The 15,103-nt window shown below is 57.0% G+C and carries 9 protein-coding genes and 1 pseudogene; 4 read left to right on the forward strand and 6 right to left on the reverse strand.

Annotated features, from left to right (window positions below; all coding sequences use genetic code 11):
- Positions 1 to 26: 26 nt before the first annotated feature.
- The gene (gene zapE / locus ACR0FE_RS13245; RefSeq protein ID WP_480913185.1) at positions 27 to 1,085 is read right to left on the reverse strand and encodes a cell division protein ZapE; all 1,059 of its coding nucleotides are present in this window, start codon (positions 1,083 to 1,085) and stop codon (positions 27 to 29) included.
- A 165-nt stretch (positions 1,086 to 1,250) separates the two neighbouring features.
- On the opposite strand from zapE, the gene ACR0FE_RS13250 reads away from it, so the two are divergent.
- The 4 genes from ACR0FE_RS13250 to ACR0FE_RS13265 all read left to right on the forward strand — a co-directional run bounded on the left by ACR0FE_RS13250 (position 1,251) and on the right by ACR0FE_RS13265 (position 7,509).
- The gene (locus ACR0FE_RS13250; RefSeq protein WP_480913188.1) at positions 1,251 to 2,789 is read left to right on the forward strand and encodes an alkaline phosphatase family protein; all 1,539 of its coding nucleotides are present in this window, start codon (positions 1,251 to 1,253) and stop codon (positions 2,787 to 2,789) included.
- Between the two features lie 144 nt (positions 2,790 to 2,933).
- On the forward strand, positions 2,934 to 4,799 hold the full coding sequence (locus ACR0FE_RS13255; protein ID WP_480913295.1) for a PAS-domain containing protein: 1,866 nt from the start codon (positions 2,934 to 2,936) through the stop codon (positions 4,797 to 4,799).
- Positions 4,799 to 5,500 carry a response regulator transcription factor gene (locus ACR0FE_RS13260; RefSeq protein WP_170614072.1) on the forward strand — a complete coding sequence of 234 codons (702 nt, stop codon included), beginning with the start codon at positions 4,799 to 4,801 and terminating at the stop codon, positions 5,498 to 5,500. The genes ACR0FE_RS13255 and ACR0FE_RS13260 overlap by 1 nt, the downstream gene beginning before the upstream one ends.
- Before the next feature lie 242 nt (positions 5,501 to 5,742).
- Positions 5,743 to 7,509: an ABC transporter ATP-binding protein gene (locus tag ACR0FE_RS13265; RefSeq protein WP_480913191.1), complete on the forward strand. Its 1,767-nt coding sequence runs from the start codon at positions 5,743 to 5,745 to the stop codon at positions 7,507 to 7,509.
- 94 nt (positions 7,510 to 7,603) lie between these two features.
- On the opposite strand, the gene ACR0FE_RS13270 is transcribed toward ACR0FE_RS13265, so the two are convergent.
- From ACR0FE_RS13270 to ACR0FE_RS13290, 5 genes and pseudogenes are all read right to left on the reverse strand, one after another.
- A complete protein-coding gene (locus ACR0FE_RS13270) occupies positions 7,604 to 8,914 on the reverse strand; it encodes an HlyD family type I secretion periplasmic adaptor subunit (RefSeq protein WP_480913194.1) in 1,311 nt (436 codons plus the stop codon).
- On the reverse strand, positions 8,898 to 11,042 hold the full coding sequence (locus ACR0FE_RS13275; RefSeq protein ID WP_480913197.1) for a type I secretion system permease/ATPase: 2,145 nt from the start codon (positions 11,040 to 11,042) through the stop codon (positions 8,898 to 8,900). The genes ACR0FE_RS13270 and ACR0FE_RS13275 overlap by 17 nt, the downstream gene beginning before the upstream one ends.
- A complete protein-coding gene (locus ACR0FE_RS13280) occupies positions 11,039 to 12,358 on the reverse strand; it encodes a TolC family protein (RefSeq protein ID WP_480913296.1) in 1,320 nt (439 codons plus the stop codon). Before ACR0FE_RS13280 ends, ACR0FE_RS13275 begins: the two co-directional genes overlap by 4 nt.
- Before the next feature lie 30 nt (positions 12,359 to 12,388).
- A pseudogene (locus ACR0FE_RS13285) lies at positions 12,389 to 13,627 on the reverse strand (Ig-like domain-containing protein); the annotation flags it as partial.
- 86 nt (positions 13,628 to 13,713) lie between these two features.
- Positions 13,714 to 14,898 carry an Ig-like domain-containing protein gene (locus tag ACR0FE_RS13290; RefSeq protein ID WP_480913200.1) on the reverse strand — a complete coding sequence of 395 codons (1,185 nt, stop codon included), beginning with the start codon at positions 14,896 to 14,898 and terminating at the stop codon, positions 13,714 to 13,716.
- Between the last annotated feature and the right edge of the window lie 205 nt (positions 14,899 to 15,103).

The raw sequence follows: 15,103 nt of genomic DNA on the forward strand, positions 1-15,103 counted from the left end.
GCGCTGGGGCGAGGGGGCAGAGCCTCCTATTTCCCCCAGTCCTGATCCTGCATTTCCCGCAGGCGCGAAGCGGTGCGCTCGAATTCAAACGTTCCTTCACCTTCGACATACAACATCTCGGGCTCGGCCGCCGCCGAGCAGATCAGCCGGACCCGGGCCTCGTAAAGGGCGTCAATCAAAGTGACAAACCGCTTGGCTTCGTTGAAGTTGTTGCGGGACAGGCGCGGAACGTCTTCCAGAACCAGCACTTTCACCGCTTCCGCAATGGCCAGATAGTCTGCCGGGCCCAGCATACGTCCGCACAAATCATAGAAGCTGGCCCTCGCTACGCCATTGCGAAAGGCCGGAAGTTCAACGGCCCGGCCGTTCACTTTCAACACCAGCGGCTCCGCTGCGCCTCCCGACAGGTCATTCCAAACCGCCCGGATATTCTGCCGGGCCTCGGGCCCGATCGGCGTAAAATACACAGGCTCACCCGCCAGTCGGTTTTGTCGATAGTCGGTGGGCGAGATCAGCTCCCAGACTTTAAGCTGTTCCTTGATTTGCGCGATGAATGGCAAAAACAGCTGTCGGTTCAGCCCGTTCTTGTACAGCTCATCCGGGTGCCTGTTCGACGTAGTGATCACGACCACCCCGCCTGCATGCAAAAGATCGAACAGGCGGCCCACGATCATCGCGTCCGTTATGTCCGTGATCTGCATTTCGTCAAAGGCCAGCAATCGGACTGATTTGACCACTGCCTCGGCAACGGGTGCCAGCGCGTCCTCGACCCCTTCCTTTCGAGCCTTGTGCATACCCGCGTGAATTTCCTGCATAAAAGCATGGAAGTGCACGCGCCGTGCAGGAATATCCTCCAGCGCATCCACAAACATGTCCATCAGCATGGACTTGCCGCGCCCGACGCCACCCCACAGGTAAAGGCCTTTGGGGGCGGGGGGGGCTTTTCGGAAGAAACCGCGTTTGACAGGTTCGGCTAGGGTGGCGCGAATACGCTCGAACTGTGGCAGAACGGCCTCCTGCGCGTCATCCCTGATCAGGCTGCCATCGGCAATGCGGGCCTCGTAAAGCGAAATCAAATCCGTCATGTCTGAGCCATAGCGTCCGCTCTGCCCCTTGAAAAGCGGCCTTTTTCTCTCGGCTTCGTTTTTGACGGGCTTCGCTCTGAAAAAATCTGTCAACGTGTTGCACGAGCGTCGGAACCAAGACAAAGTCCGCGCCAGACAGAAGCGTGGCTAAACAGGATTGCGGACATGTCACAGGCAGGAAACGTCTTATTCATAATCATCGACCAACTGCGTGCAGATTGCCTAACCGGCGCATTGGCGAACCATGTGGATCTGCCCAATTTGCGCGCGTTCATGAGCGATGCGGTCACCTTTACGCGCCACTTCTCGGTGACCAACCCGTGCGGCCCGTCCCGGGCTTCAATACTGACCGGTCAATACGCGATGAACCACCGCTCTGTCCGCAACGGAACGCCGCTACGCCACGACATTCCCAATGTCGCGACCGAGATGCGCAAGGCCGGATATCTGCCGATGTTGTTCGGCTACACCGACACGTCCGCCGATCCGCGCGTGTTTGATCCCAACGACCCGTCGCTCAAGTCTTATGAGTACCCGATGCAGGGGTTTCACGAGGTGGTCGAAATGCGGCTCGAGGAATCTTTTCCCTGGCAATCTCATCTGATGCAAAAGGGCTATTCATTCGACGACTACTGGGATGTCTACAAGCCCGTATCACCAACTGGCAGCACGCCGAAACTGAACGACCCCGCGTTGTACCGGGCCGAAGACAGTGACACGGCCTTTCTGACGGACGCTTTTCTGAATGGTATCGCCGCGTACCACAAACAGAGCTGGTTCGCCCATCTGACCTATATCCGGCCGCACCCGCCGCTTGTTGCACCTGCGCCGTATAATGACATGTACGATCCTGCCGAGTTGCCTTTTCCTGCCGGGTTCCCGGACCAGCAGGCCGAAGCGGCGCTGCACCCGTTTTTTGCCCCTTCGATGCAATCCCAAACGGCCACCGGCTTTGTAAAGGGCATGGGGGAAATTGAACCGACACAGGAAAACGTTCAAACACTGCGTTCCGTCTATCTGGGTCTTGCGACCGAGGTCGATCATCACGTCGGCCGTGTAATCCAGTACCTGAAGGAAAGCGGGCAATATGAGAACACTTTGCTGGTGATCACCGCCGACCATGGCGAGATGCTGGGCGACCGGCATACCTGGGGCAAAATGACGGTGTTTGATGCCGCCTATCATACGCCCCTGATTATCAGGATGCCGGGGAATTCAGCCCGCGCGGGTTCGGTTGTCGATGTGCCGACGGAATCTGTGGACGTCACCCCAACCATTCTCGACTGGGTGGGCAAATCAGTTCCGAACTCGATGGACGGACACTCGCTTGTGCCGCTGCTGAAGGGTGATGTTCCCGACGACTGGCGCAGGTATTCGTTCAGTGAGCTTGATTTTTCAGAACCTGAAAAGCCAACTCCGTGGCAGCAGCAATTGGGAACCGGCAACAGCGACTCGAATCTGAGCATTCTTCGGGAGGACCGGTTCACGCTGGTTGAGTTCGCCGCCGATCTACCTCCGATCCTTTTTGACCATGCCGGCAAGGGTGAGCTTGAGAATGTCGCGAACGATCCGGAATTCGCGTCGGATCTGGGTCGGCTTGGGCGTCAGATGCTACGGCACCGCATGCGCAATGCGGACCACACGCTTTCCCTTTATTCTCTGACCCCAGAGGGTGCCAAATCGAAAGAGCGCTATCCAGACTAGGGCAGTGCAGCGTGACCATGAGCCCAAGGCAGGCCCGGCCTGTTTTTGTCGCATCTCTGCCCCCTACACCTGCGGGGGTTCTGATGTTACGCCTGTTCCGTGGGGAGAACTGTCTTGGACACCACCGAACAGCATATGAAAGCAATGACTATGGCCGGTCTGAATCTGATCGGCCAGGCCCTTTCGATTTACGACAGCCAATTGCGGCTTGTCGTCAGCAATCGCCGCTTTCAGGAAATGTTCGATCTGCCCGACACCCTGGTCCGCCCCGGCGCCTTGTTTCACGACACCATTCAGTTCCTGGCCAGCCGTGGGGAATATGGCGACGACGGAAATGTGGACGAAATGGTGAAGGCCCGCGTCGAGCAGGCGCTGAATTTCGAACCGCATTACATGGAACGGGCGCGACCAAACGGACAGGTTATCTCGATCGAGGGGGCACCGTTGCCACAAGGCGGCTGGGTCGCAGTGTATACAGATATCACCAGCACAAAACGGGCCGAGAACCTGCTGCGCGCACGGTCCGAGGAACTGTCCGGACAGTTGCTGAGCCATGCCGAGGAATTGTCAGCCGCGAACCGAAAGCTGGCCGCAACCAACTCAGCTCTGGAAGAGGCAAAGCGCCAACTGACCGAGATTGAGGCCCGCACCCGTTTGACGACGGAGATGATGCCGGCCCATATCGCTCATCTCAGACGAGACGGTATCTACGACTACTCAAACCGCCGCCTGAGTTCCGTCATGCCGGGCCGACCGTCTGAAATTGCAGGCCTGCACATCTCCGAGGCGCTGGGTCCTTCAGCGTTTGAACGGGTCGAACCCTATCTGGAACGCGCCTATGGCGGCGAAACTTCGGTTTTTGAGTTTACCGAGGATCAGGATTCGCGCCGGATACGGGTTTCTTTCACCCCGGACGGGGCAGGGGGCGTGTACATAATGTCGGTCGACGTGACCGAAGAAACGCAAGCCAGGGTCGCCTTGCAACAGGCCAGTCGCCGCGCAATGGCGGCACAGATGACCAGCGGCATGGCACATGATTTTTCAAACCTGCTGACGATCATTCTGGGGATGCAGGCGCGGCTGAACAAGATGGACCTGCCCGAAGAGGCGCAGGAACTTGTTTCGGCCACTCAACAGACAGCGCGCCGTGGCGGACAATTGCTGAACCGGATCGCGGATATGACGGGAAACCGGACACCCCAACCCAAAGCGACCGACATGCGAGGGCTGCTTGAAGACCTTCGCATTCTTGCGTCGCCATCGTTGCCGCGGGGGGTGGGGCTGTCGGTGGTCAATACATTGCCGGACGAGGCGCTGATGCTCGACCCGGGTATGGTTCAGGATGCAATGCTCAATCTTGTCCTGAACGCGCGTGACGCATGCGGCAATTCCGGTCAGATCACCATCAGCGCCCATGCGATCGGACGGATATGGGCCGAAATCACCGTATCCGACACCGGACCCGGGTTTTCACCCGAAGCTTTGGAAAAAGCTCTTAACCCGTTTTTCACTACCAAAGGCAGCGACGGTTCGGGGTTAGGCCTTCCAATGGTTTATGACACCGTCAAACTGGCTGGCGGAGACCTGAACCTGCGCAACACGCAATCAGGTGCATCCGTTGTCATGCGATTGCCTTATAGACCTGCCCCGTCTGGTCGCGGCGGTCTTGTCCTGCTTGTCGAGGATAACGACGAATTGCGTTGCCAGTTCCGCGACCTGCTTGTTGATCTCGGCTATTCTGTGATCGAGGCCACGTCAGTTGATGAAGCGCTCGGTTTGATCTTGGATATTGACGATATTGCGTTGGTTCTGTCCGATATCCGGCTTGATGGACCGGCCACCGGGATTGATCTGCTTGAGCGGCTGAAGCCTGGCCTTCCCTGTATTCTGATGACATCCTTGCCCTATTCCGACCCTCTGCATCGACAAGCGCTTGCTTTGGCGCCGGTGTTGCGTAAACCGTTCTCACGGGCACAATTGTCTGCACTGATCCGAACCGAGGCCGCCTGATGAACCAACCATTGGTGACCATCCTTGATGACGAGCCCGAAATACGGCGCATATTGACGGATGCGTTGGAAGAGGCCGGATTCCGCACACAAAGCTTTTCACGTGCCCGCGAATTCGAAGCCTCGCTGAAAAGGGTGACACCGGACGTCTGCCTTGTTGATCTGTCGCTTCCGGATACAGACGGGCTGGCGTTAGTACACCGACTGGCGCTGGAACAGGGGGCCGCCGTAATTATCATTTCGGGCAGGGTGCAGGTACAGGATCGCGTCACCGGGCTGGAACTTGGGGCTGATGACTATATCACCAAACCTTTCGATCCTGCCGAAGTTGTCGCCCGAATCCGTGCAAGATTGCGCGCACCGAGAACCCAGTCTCCCCAGTCGGAAGTGGCATACTTCAATGGCTGGACCGCATATTTCGATCGCTATGTTCTTGTGGACGGAACCGGTTCGGAAACTCCGTTCAGCCATGCCGAAGGCGAGGTTCTGCGCCTGTTTCTGGAAAGCCCGAAACGGTTGATCAGTCGTGGGCAGATGCAGGAAACTTTAGGCGGCGCCGCAGGTGAGAGTTTCGACAGGGCAATGGATGTGCGAATTTCGCGTTTGCGCACCAAACTGGGCGAAGACCCAAAAAATCCGCGCCTTATCAAAACAATCTACGGTGCCGGGTACATTTTTTTGGGAGAAGTTGATTGGCAATGATTTGCTCAGCCCACGATCTTCCCAACTGCGCCTGCTTGAGATTTTCGAATTTCATCTCTTTTTCAGATAGTTGGAGGATGTCCAATATTATCTTTGGGCCAGCTATGGATTCTTGTAACCGTCCCGCTTAACTAACACCAACCCGTCTTTCCTGAAAAGACAGGCGACGAGATCGTTTCCGACCTATCGAAGTATCGCGTCGGCAGCAGGTGTCGAAGGCAAGTGAGGGCCTGGAGAGTAGAATGGTCAGAGATTTCTGGGAAAAATGGCGATCCGGCCACATAGGCCGACTGGTTGGCAGCAGTTTGCGCAGCCAGGGTTGGCTTTACGGAATCGCCATGGCCGCCATGGTTGTTGTCGCGGGGACAACTGCGGGCACCGCCTGGATGATGGAAAACATCGTCAACGCCATGACGACGCCGGAAGCGCGCTCAAAGGTCTATCTCGTCGCGCTGGCGATTTTGGGGCTGTTTTTCGCCAAAGCAGCTGCATCCTACATTCAGTCTGTTTTTCTGGCCCGCGCGGGCAACCGGATCATCGCCGTTCAGCAGGAACAGCTATATGCGAAACTGCTGAAACGAGGTGTTGGATTCTTTGCCGACACGGAATCCTCTGATCTTTTGATGATCGTGACACAGGGTGCTCTGGCTGCAAGGCGCCTGGTTGATGTCGTGGTCACGAGTTTTGTTCGCGATGCGCTGACCCTTGTTGGTCTGGTATTTGTGATGGTCTATCAACAACCGGTGTTGTCCGTGCTGTTCTTCGTTGTCGGACCAATCGCCCTGCTGGGCGTCAGAGTTCTGCTCAAGAGCGTGCGTTCGATCATGCGTTCTGAAATGAAATCTCTGGCAGAGATCATGAAAGTCCTTCAGGAAACCTCGGGGGGCATCAAGATCATCAAGGTTTTTGCGCTGGAAGACCACATGGCCGATCGCATGAACCGCGCGATCAGGGCCGTCGAAAACCGCGCCAACTCCATTTCGCGGTTGCAATCTATCGCCAGCCCATTGATGGAATTTCTGGCAGGTATAGCGATCGCGGCCATTCTGATCATCAGCACGATTGGTATCGCAGGAAGTGAGCCGACCACACCGGGGCAACTGATGTCTTTTATCACCGCTTTGCTGATGGCTTATGAACCGGCCAAACGACTTTCCAAGATGCGCGTGGTCATCGAGACGACATTGGTGCCAATCGGCATGATGTTCGAGTTGTTGGACCAGGAAGATCCGATGCGCGAAAGCATCGAACCCGTGCAGCTGCGTCCGGGGCCCGGCGAGGTTCGGTTGCATGACGTCACTTTTGGCTATCAGGGCTCCTTGCCTATTCTCAAGAATATGGACCTTACTTTTGAAGCGGGAAAAACCACTGCGCTGGTTGGGCAGTCTGGCGGTGGCAAGTCCACCATCTTTGGCCTGATCATGCGTTTTTATGATCCGGATCAGGGGCGCATCGAAATCGACGGACAAGATGTCATGGACGTGAGCTTCGCTTCGTTGCGGCGCAAAATCTCTTACGTCGGGCAAGACACGTTCCTGTTTTCCGCCAGCGTAATGGACAACCTTCGATACGCACGTCCCGACGCAACGGTTGAAGAAGTCATGGAAGCTGCTCGCGCGGCACATGCCCATGACTTTATTACCGAATTGCCAAACGGATATGATACGCAAGTAGGTGAAAATGGCGCGTTTCTGTCCGGTGGGCAGAAGCAACGCCTGGCAATTGCGCGTGCAATCCTGCGCCAGGCAGAAATTCTGTTGCTTGACGAGGCAACCAGCGCATTGGATGCGGAATCAGAATCTTATGTGAAAGAAGCGCTCGACAAACTGACCAGAAATGTCACCACGATCGTGATCGCGCATCGGTTATCGACTGTGTTGGAGGCCGACAAGATTATGGTTGTTCAGGATGGAGAGGTGATCGAACAGGGTAATCTCGACAACCTGATGCAGCGTAACGGGGCATTCCGGCGTTTGTTTGATCAGCAGTTCAAGCAGCCTGCCTCCTGATCCACTTAGGTCAAGCCTCCGGGATTTGGAGTTAGGGTTCGGGTTATAGCATGCGTTATCTGGCGCGGCTAATAACGGGAAGCGCCGGTAGGTGCTATTCCCGCAATGCCCTGTCCTTGATTTTGACCACAGGCTGGACGAGATAGTCGAGGACTGACTTTCGACCGGCGAGAATATCCACTTCGGCAACCATGCCGGGGATGATCTCTATTTCTGCACCGTTGCCGTCCAGCATAGAGCTGCCGGTTCTAATCTCGACCACAAATACTTCTTCGTCGTTTCGGTCGGAACGATTGATCGTATCCGCACAAATGCGGAAGATTTCGCCGTCCAGTCCGCCGTAGCGGGCAAAGTCATAGGCCGTTATCTTGACTTTCACTTTTTGTCCGGCGTGCAAAAAAGCAATGTCTTCAGGGCGGACATAGGCCTCGACCAGCAAGGAGTCGTCCAGCGGGACAAGTTCGATCAACTCCTCGCCGCTTCGGGCCAACCCGCCAACGGTTGACCGGTGTATCCGGTTGACAATACCACGCACGGGGGCTCGGATCTGCGCCCGTGCCGCGCGGTCACGCAACGCAGGCAAGGCAGGTTGCAGCACGGCAAGCTCTGCTGTCGCAAGCGCCAGATCGGTAAGGGCACTGCTGCGAAACCGACTGTGTGTCGCCCGGATGCGATCATCAATTTCGTCGAGACCGGATTTCAACCTGTTGGTCACCGCTTTGGCCCTGACCTTGCGCCCGTTCCATTCCGCCTCACTGCGACGCAAGGAAAGCAGCGTCGTCGCCGGCTCCATCTGTTGCTCGACCAATGGTTCCATAATCAACCGTTCCTCGGCCAGCACCTTGAGCGTTTCCTCGGCCGTAAACTGATCCACCAGTCCTTCCTCGTATTCGCGACGGCGTTGCTGGCGTTGGCGTTCAAGGATGGCGATCTCCGCCTGCAACTCAGACTGTCGCCCCTGAAACAGCGCCGTTTCAGATTGAATGACCGCTGGCGCGTCTTTCAACAACACAGGCTTGAACTCTAATTCGGTGCCGTCGATTTCCGCCTGCAGCCGCTGCGTCCGCGCCATCAAACCAAAGGCACGCTGCTGTTCCTGACCCAATTGACTCGCTATCTGAGTGGTATCGAATTCCATCAGAAGAGTTCCCTCGTCTACCAGCTGACCTTCCCGAACATTCAGGGACCGCAGAACACCCGGTTCAGTAGCCTCGATCACCTGCAGATCACCAGATGGGACAATGCGACCGTCCACGCGGGTTACATCGTCAAGCTCGGTGATATGCGCCCAGAAACCTGCCGCGACCAAAAAGGACAAAATTAGAATTAACAAGGCAGACCCCCGCAGCGGGGAACGCCCCTGCATCTCACGGGCCAGTTTCGCAAGATCAGGATGCCGCGACATTCAGATGCCTCCCCTTGCGGTTTGCATATTGAGTCAGTAGGCCTTTCGAACCATCAGCCACAATCTTGCCGCCTTCGAGAACGATCACCCTGTCAACTAGGTTCAGCAAGCTTGTGCGATGCGTGATGACAATGACTGTGCTGTCACTGGTTGCGTGCTTTAGCCGCCGGATGACGTCCGCTTCCGTCCGGACATCCATGGCGCTGGTTGGTTCGTCCAACAGCAGGACTGGCGGGCGACCGACCAAGGCCCTTGCCAGCGCAATCGCCTGCCGTTGCCCGCCGGACAAACCTTCGCCGCGTTCAGCCAGTTTCAAATCGTAGCCGCCGGGATGGCGCGCCACAAAATCTTCGACACCCGCAACCCGTCCAGCCTTCAGCAGATCTTCATCGTTGGGGCGGATCGCCCCACTGGCGATATTTTCGCGAACGGTACCGGAAAACAACCAAACATCCTGCAGAACGGACCCAATGTTTCGGCGCAGATCACCGGGGTCAATTTGTCGAATATCCGCTCCATCCAACGAAACCGAACCAGTCTTGGGTTCGTATAACCCCAGCAAAAGACGCGCAATTGTACTCTTGCCCGAACCGATCGGGCCAAGGATTGCTACTTTTTCGCCCGGAGCAACCGAAAAAGAAATGCCGTCCAAAGAGTCGTTTGTCTGGTCAGGATAGGCAAAATGCACGTTGCTGAAGGAAATGCGACCTTCGAAACCTTTGCGACTGATCCAGCTTCGTCCTTGCGGTCGCTCACTTTCCGCCTGCATCAGAGAATCGAGATTGCGATATGCGCTGCGCGCCTGATTGATCCGCGTCAGGGTTTGCGCCAACTGCCCCAGAGGAGCCAGCGCACGTCCTATCAGCATTACCGAAGCAACCAGTGCCCCCATGCTCGCTTCACCGTCCGCGATCAGAAAAACGCCGTAGAAGACTATCAACACCTGAGCGGCTTGTTGGGTAAACCCGGTCAAATTCAGCGCAAATTGCGTGACGGCACGACTGCGCATGCCGTGCGCGGATTGACGATCCATCGCCTGTTCCCAACGGGACCGCATTTGCCGCGCCGCTCCGGTTGTCTTTATGGTTTCAAGGCCGGAAAGAACTTCGACCAGAACCGATTGTTTGGATTGCCCATCAGCAAAACTGTTTTCCGCAAGACGGGACAAAACAGGCTGAACGATCAACCCGGTCACCAGGACGACAGGCACAGCAAGTGCGGGGATCAGGGCCAATTGGCCGCCGACCATGTAAATGACGAAAACAAACAGCCCAATAAATGGCAAATCCACCACTGCGACCAGCGTTGCCGATGTAAAGAATTCGCGCAGTGTTTCGAATTCCCGGACGGTGCTGGCCATGGCGCCAGATGACCCGGTCCGGGACTTCATACGAATGTTCAGCAAGTGGTCAAATACACGCCGCCCCATGAACAGATCAGCCTGCTTTCCCGCTGCATCAATAAACCCGGCTCGTAGCAGCTTGAGCACAAAGTCGAAAATCAGAGCTAGGCAAACGCCTGCGGTCAAGGCGATCAGGGACTCCGTCGCCTCGTTGGGCAGAACCCGGTCGTAAACGACCATGATGAACACGGATGTCGACAGCCCAAGCAGATTGGCAAGGGCGGCTGCCACCGCCACCTGAATATATGACCAGCGATTGGCGGCAAGGGCGGACCAGAACCAATGACCTTTCCAATCGTTGCTGATCGAACCAATTTCCTCCTGATGGATACCGCGCACCAGAATTGCATATCCGGTGTATGTTTCAGAAAGGCTGGCTTCTGGTATCTCTCCGATTTCGCGGCCCAGTTCCGGATCAAAGATCAGTAAATCGCCGTTGGATGCTCGCCCGTGCAAGACCACTGCACACTCATTTTCCAAGAGAAGGATCGCCGGTACCAGATGATTGTTGAAAGCAGCCAGTTTCCGTTTGCCATACGCCGCCTGCATGTCCGCTCTGTTAAGGGCTGTAATGACATCCCGGATTGTCAGTTCACCGTCGCCGGATTGTGTCGCCTGGACCGCTGCCAATGTCAGTGGGCGGTCGAGATGCGCGGCGACGTGCAGGAGGCAGACCTCCATTGCCGTCAAAGAGTGGGGGCGTGTACCCGATTGTGCCTGCATCATGGTTGCCCAATCCTGTTGTTCAGAGTGACACCAAGAAGATCAAGAATATCCCCGGTTAGGCTGAGCGCCGCATAATTTGTCAGAAAGTAGTTCTGCTCTGCCAGGATCAGTCGTTCTTGCGCGTTCACATAATCCCTTTGTGCATCCAGAATCTCGATCAGAGTACGTCGCCCGATTGAAAACTGTGCTTGTGCTGCCTTGATGCTGTCGGCGTTTGCTTGGGCGGCCTGGCGCGCGGCCTGCAGGCGTTCGGCGCCAGCTTTCTGATCCGAACGAATGAACCCCAATTCCCGGGATATTTCGCGGCTTAGACTTTCACGGGAAAACTCGGCATCTCGGACCTGCGCTTCCGCAGCCGCAATCGCCGCACGTCGCTTCCCGGTACTGTCGATTTCGTAGTTAACTGCCAGATCGACACCGTAATTCGCATCCCAGCTATCGTCCCTGTTGGCAAAAGCGGCCAGTCTTATATCCGGTTGGCGACGGGCCAGAGCGGCAGCAAGTTCTGCCTTCGCGGCCACAACAGCAGCATCTGCGCGGCGGATCTGAGGGCTTGCCTCCACGATCTGTGCGTCACTCCGTGACAGCAGCGGAGCGGGGATGGCCGGGGCCAACACTCCGGGCGCAGTTCCGTAGATTTCAACAAATCGCGCCTCGGCGCGCGCCGTGCGCGTTTTTGCATCCGCAAAGCGTGTTTGTGCGTCAGCCATGCGGGAACGCGCGGTCAGAACATCCGCCTTCGATCCTGCGCCGCTGGCCGCCCGTTGCGAAATCTGCTGGACAAGCTGTTGGTGTACCTCGACATTCCTGGCGGTCAGGTCTTGAATCTTCCGGCGGTCCAAAACTGTCACATATGTTTCAATCGCGGCCAGCGCCGTTGCCGAGGCCGTTTGCAGACGGTCCCCCTGACTTTCGAAAATCCGGGCGCGTGCCGCAGCCAAATCCCCCGCCGCCGCGCCACCATCAAATACCAGTTGCGAAACACGCAGGTACGGTGAAAAATCAGCGACATCCGAAACAACTCGTTCGGAGCGCGCGTTCAGACCCAAGGAGACCTGGGGCAGAAACGCGCCCTTCGCGGCATCCTGACCGGCATTTGCCGCCGCAAATCTGGCATCGCTTTGTGCCAGATGAGGACTGCTTTCGACAGCTAGACCGTGCGAGGAACCGCTTATGGTCAGGCCCGAGTTTTGCGCGTCACTGAGAGAAACGGCACCGTTTGTCCCGACGTCATTCAGGGTCAACACCGGGCGGAAATCGGTCGTGAGCGTTGTCGTTGCAGCGGGCGCACTGTTGCCAGCCGCATCATCCACCATAGCCGTCAGCGTAAAGGCGGTCCCATCCGCCAATGCCGCCAGATCGCCCGAAAGAACGGTAGCGGACCAAGTTCCCGAGGAAACAACGGCCGTAAAGGTCTGCCCGCCGAGCGTTACCGAAACCGTCTGGCCATCTTCAGCTGTGGTAGTTCCCGACACTGCTAGATCGCTGTTTCTTTCAATCACATCCAGAACTGCACCGGTCGGAACCGGATCAAGCGTGATTGACGGTGCGCTAAAGTCCGTTGTGAAGCCGTCTGAAGCGGAGCTGCTGTTTCCTGCCGCATCCGCAACCGAAGCGGTGACACTGTAGCTTTCATTGTCCTGCAACCCGGCTAAATCCAAGCTTGCGGCGGTATAGTTCCACCCTCCACCTGTTACAGTCGCTGTTCCGCTCACATCAACGGTTCCGTCAGCACGTGCGATCTGAACTGTGACCGTTGTTCCGTCCGGCGCATCTGATGTGCCCGACACGGTTAGATCCGTGCTCTGTTCGGCGGCATTCATGATCGCGCCGTCTGACAGGGCGGAGATCGTGATTGAAGGTGCCGTAAAGTCCGTGTCAAAGCTGCTCGTCGCTTGAACGGAGGGGTTACCTGCGGCGTCCGAGATGTCAGCGGTAACCGTCACAGTACCATTGTCGGACAACAACGAAAGATCTGAGGACGGTACAGTCACACTCCAACTGCCACTCTGGACCTGGCCGGAATACGTCTGCCCGTTCATCGAAACGGTCACCATTTGCCCGTCTTCGGCATCCGTCGCACCAGTTATGGTCAGATCCGTAGCTTGCTCCGAGGCATTCAGAACGGCACCAGAAGAAAAACTGTCGATGCTGAGCGTTGGGGCGGTGAAATCCGTCGAGACCGAGCTGCTGGCCTGTGGCGCGTCCAATCCGTGATTGTCGGAAACGTCAGCGGTGATGGTAAATCCCGAACCGTCCGCAAGCGCCTGCAAATCTACCGTGGGAACCGTAATTGTCCATGTATCTCCTGATACAGCGCCCAGATAGGTTTGACCGCCCAGGTTAACCGTTACCTGCTGTCCATCCGGAACATTGCTCGTTGTACCGCTGACAGTCAGATCCGACCCGGCCTCGGCCGCGTTCAGAACCGAACCGGTGGGCAGTGGCGAGATTGAAATGGACGGCCCGCTCAGATCAACAGGCAGGGTTGCCGTTGCCGGAGTGGCGAAATTACCCGAGGTGTCGCTGACCGTGGCACTGACCGAAACCGGGGTGCCGGTAGTCAGACCCCCAAGATCGGCGCTGGGGACCGTTACGCTCCAACTGCCGCCAGATGTTGTGCCCGTGTAAACTTGGCCGTTGAAACACTCTGGCCATCGGCTGCCGTTGTCTAGCCGGTCAGAGCCAGATCGCTGTTCAGATCGACCAGTTCGATCGAACCGCCCGAAACCGGGTCAAGTGTGATGGTCGGAGCAGTGAAATCCGTGTCGATACTGTCCGCGGCCGGAACAGCCGGATTGCCTGCCTGGTCGGCCACGTCCGCCTGTATTATGATTGTCGCACCACCCTGCAGCGCGGCCAGATCAGAGGCGGGGACCGTTACGCTCCACGCCCCGTTGGCGACGATGCCGGTATACGACTGCCCGTTGAACGAAACAGTTACAAGCTGGCCGTTTTCAGCGTCTGTGGTTCCGCTCAGGATCAGATCGGTCGCCTGTTCAATGGCGTTCATCACGGCCCCGTCAGACACCCCGGTTATGGCAAGGGTCGGTGGTATGGTGTCAATTTCGAACTGAACCGATTCAGTTGACAACTCGGCGCCAAACGCATCGAGGCTTCGAATAGTGACTGAATTTACCCCTTGCGGCAGACTGGCCGCTTCGGCTTCGGTCAGCGAGATAACCCAGCTTCCGTCTGCATTCGGTGCAATGGTTTTCGTGATCGAACCGATGGTCACTTCAATAGTGTCCGCGTCTGCCGAGGCCAAAACTCCGGTGCCGAAGCTGCTGAGTGTCGTCGATTGGGCTCCCGCAAGGTTGAGGGTCGGGTAGCTGGGTGTCGGACTGGGGGTCGGGGTGGGCACGACTGCGGGGCTGTCATCTCCGCCGCCACCACCGCCACCTGCGCCCGCAGCAACGGCGCCAGCCAGACCTATCCCGCCCAATATTGCGCCAGCGCTGCCCATTCCACCTGCGGCTGCGCCACCGGCCTCTGCCGTAAGGCTGAACTGAGCGATTTCGGCAACGGCTTCCTCGGCGATCATGATTGCGCCGCTGTCCAGAACCTGAACGTTTTCGGCAGCCACGATCAGGGTACGACCATCGTTGAGTTTCAGCAAAACATCGCCGTTTTTCAACAGCTTTGCCGACTTCACTCCCGGAATGGTCTCCGCAAATTGAAAGGCATAAAGCTCTTCCACGGTGGCCTGTCCCAATGCCGGTAACGCCATAAGCACGGATCCGAGCCCCCCTGCGGCGCCCCGGCCTGCCCATTTGCGCAACCTCGCATCGATCCATTGGCGAATATGCTTCTTGCGATCCGTGTCAGGAGTGTTGAGTTCAGAATTCTTCGTCATCTTGTCCTCACAAGCAGTTGCCGCTTACGTCGGGAAGACGTTTGGCCTGGGCCAGGTTCCGTTCATCTGTCTTTCCTTTTGATGACTCACGTGGTCGGACCCGAAAATTTGAGTTAATCTGAAACCGAACTCCTCGTTTTCACCACAATTGCGCTTTGGTTTTGGTCTTTGCGTCAGAGCACCCTGTTGCCAAAGCCGGCATCGG

Source organism: Ruegeria sp. K7 (genome assembly GCF_056531785.1).

Coding starts and splice junctions, on each gene's coding strand:
- ACR0FE_RS13250 (WP_480913188.1), top strand. CDS start 1,251: ATGTCACAGGCAGGAAACGTCTTATTCATAATCATCGACCAACTGCGT.
- ACR0FE_RS13290 (WP_480913200.1), bottom strand. CDS start 14,898: ATGACGAAGAATTCTGAACTCAACACTCCTGACACGGATCGCAAGAAG.
- zapE (WP_480913185.1), bottom strand. CDS start 1,085: ATGACGGATTTGATTTCGCTTTACGAGGCCCGCATTGCCGATGGCAGC.
- ACR0FE_RS13270 (WP_480913194.1), bottom strand. CDS start 8,914: ATGTCGCGGCATCCTGATCTTGCGAAACTGGCCCGTGAGATGCAGGGG.
- ACR0FE_RS13260 (WP_170614072.1), top strand. CDS start 4,799: ATGAACCAACCATTGGTGACCATCCTTGATGACGAGCCCGAAATACGG.
- ACR0FE_RS13275 (WP_480913197.1), bottom strand. CDS start 11,042: ATGATGCAGGCACAATCGGGTACACGCCCCCACTCTTTGACGGCAATG.
- ACR0FE_RS13265 (WP_480913191.1), top strand. CDS start 5,743: ATGGTCAGAGATTTCTGGGAAAAATGGCGATCCGGCCACATAGGCCGA.
- ACR0FE_RS13280 (WP_480913296.1), bottom strand. CDS start 12,358: ATGGTGGATGATGCGGCTGGCAACAGTGCGCCCGCTGCAACGACAACG.
- ACR0FE_RS13255 (WP_480913295.1), top strand. CDS start 2,934: ATGACTATGGCCGGTCTGAATCTGATCGGCCAGGCCCTTTCGATTTAC.